We start from the raw sequence: 2,235 nt of genomic DNA on the forward strand, positions 1-2,235 counted from the left end.
GTTTCCTACCCGATTTCCAGAACCGTCTCGCGGTATAACGCACGCCCTACGCCTGATTCTTTTGGCGTGGGGCGTTTTTTTGTGGCCGGGTTTTGCAGATAGCGTTGGTGCTTGAGCGTTCGTCCTGCGAATGGTTTTTTAGAAAGCCCCAGCAGGGCCAGCCGGTATTCGCTCGCTACTTGAACACTAGCGCGTCGACAGTCAAGCAATGGGAGTCGGGAGACCAACACCCCAGCGGCATGGCGCTGAAGTTACTGAGCATCGTGCAGAAGCACGGACTGCAAATTCTTAGGTGAGCTATCAGTTGGATACCGATACCGTGATTAGCACTGAACCCTGACGAGCGGCAAAGGTCGATTAGCTTGTATGGCTCATGTGAGCCAACCCCCATTCAGGAGCTGACCCATGGACTTCATTCGCATCATCATCGCCATTCTGTTGCCGCCACTGGGTGTGTTTCTGCAGGTCGGGTTCGGCGGGGCGTTCTGGCTGAACATTCTGCTGACGCTGTGTGGCTACATTCCGGGGATCGTGCATGCGGTGTACATCATCGCCAAGCGCTGAGTTCAGCGGTGCCAGATAGATAGCTATCGCGGGCAAGCCTGCTCCCCCAGTGTTTTAGGTTGGTCACAAGTTATGTGTAAACCAGCGAACCTGTGGGAGCGGGCTTGCCCGCGATTGGGTCGACGCTATTTTTAAACAGGCGTGGTGCTCAGTCCGCCAATCCCATCACCCGCCGATAAAACTTCCACTCCTGTTCCAGCGCATGCGCCTGATTGGCGGCGCGGCGGAAGCCGTGGCGTTCTTCGGGGTAATAATGCGCCTCGACCGGGATGCCGTTCTGCTCCAGTGTCGTGACCATGTCGCGGGTCTGTTGCGGAACAACCACGGCGTCCAGTTCTCCCTGAAAGAAAATCACCGGCACGCGAATGTTGCTCGCGTGCAGCAAGGGTGTGCGGGCAGCGTAGCGTTCGGCGTCCTGCTCGGGATCGCCGATCAGCCAGTCCAGATAATCACCTTCGAACTTGTGGGTCGCCCGGGCGAGTGCCACCGGGTCGCTGACGCCATAGAGGCTGGCGCCAGCGCGGAACACCTGTTGAAACGCCAGCGCGCACAACGTGGTGTAGCCCCCGGCGCTGCCTCCGCGGATAAATGCGCGCTCGCCGTCGATCAAACCTTGTTTGGCCAGATACGCCACCACCGCGCAGGCATCCTCGACATCCACCTCACCCCAACTCAGATGCAACGCCTGACGGTATTCGCGGCCATAGCCGCTGCTGCCGCGATAGTTGAGATCGGCAACGGCGAAGCCGCGTTGCGTCCAGTACTGAATGCGCGGGTCGAGCATCGGGTAGCAGGCCGAGGTCGGTCCGCCGTGGATGAACACCACCAGCGCTGGTTTTGTCTCGCTGCTCATGGCCGGATAAAAGAACCCGTGGGCTTCGCCCGAACCGCTTGGGTAGCGCAGGGTTTGCGGGCGGCTGATGCGTTCTGCAGGCAAAGGCGCCACGCCGCCGGCCAACACGTTCACTTTGCGCGTCGCCCGATCAATGGCGATGACCGCCGAAGGACTGATCGGCGAGGCGGCAATGCAGTAGATAAATTGTGCGTCTAAAGCGAGATGACGGAAGCGGCTGTAGTCGCCAGTGAAGTCGTCGTCGCCAAGGGTCAGGCGACCAAAACCACCTTCGCTCCAGCTCGCCAAAAACGAACGCTCGACAGGGCGCCAGGTGCAGCCGCCCAGTTGCCACGGCGCGGGTGCATGATCGGCCGGCGCAGCGGGCAATGATCTCAAGCCGTCGGCAGTTTCTACCCACGGTTGCCAGAATCCAGCGCGATCGGTCAGGCAATACAGGCGACCTTCGGCATCGAAGCGCGGTTGTTGAATGGACTCTTCAATCTCGGCGCCGGCAATGCATTGCGGTGCTCCGAATGTGCCATCGGTCAAACGCTCAGCCACCTTCAACCGCGTCGACGTCCAAGGCTGATGCGGGCGGCTCCACTCGATCCAGGCCAGGCGCCGGCCATCCGCACTGATGATCGGCGCCGCATAAAAATCCGCGCCCTCAGCCAGCACATGCCGCGTGCCGTCAGCCAGATCAATCGCTACCAGCCGATGTTGATCACGCCACTCTTCAACCGCCAGAACCTGGCCAAAAGCAAAATGCAGATCGCCATAACGACACTCGCCTGAGGTCAGCGCCTCAGGCGCGCCATCCAGGGTCTGTCGATACA

2 protein-coding genes and 1 pseudogene are annotated in these 2,235 nt (G+C 60.2%); 2 read left to right on the forward strand and 1 reads right to left on the reverse strand.

Annotated features, from left to right (window positions below; translation table 11 throughout):
• Window positions 1-158: 158 nt before the first annotated feature.
• Both DBR24_RS09775 and DBR24_RS09780 read left to right on the forward strand, forming a co-directional pair.
• A pseudogene (locus DBR24_RS09775) lies at window positions 159-296 on the forward strand (helix-turn-helix domain-containing protein); the annotation flags it as partial.
• 109 nt (window positions 297-405) lie between these two features.
• Entirely contained in the window at window positions 406-564 is a 159-nt protein-coding gene (locus tag DBR24_RS09780) for a YqaE/Pmp3 family membrane protein (protein ID WP_003228885.1), read from the forward strand.
• Window positions 565-712: 148 nt separating this feature from the next.
• On the opposite strand, the gene DBR24_RS09785 is transcribed toward DBR24_RS09780, so the two are convergent.
• Window positions 713-2,235: S9 family peptidase (locus DBR24_RS09785; protein ID WP_146189008.1), on the reverse strand; the 1,523-nt coding region annotated here is incomplete at its 5' end.

The organism is Pseudomonas sp. HMWF006, assembly GCF_003061205.1.
Taxonomy (GTDB): domain Bacteria; phylum Pseudomonadota; class Gammaproteobacteria; order Pseudomonadales; family Pseudomonadaceae; genus Aquipseudomonas; species Aquipseudomonas monsensis.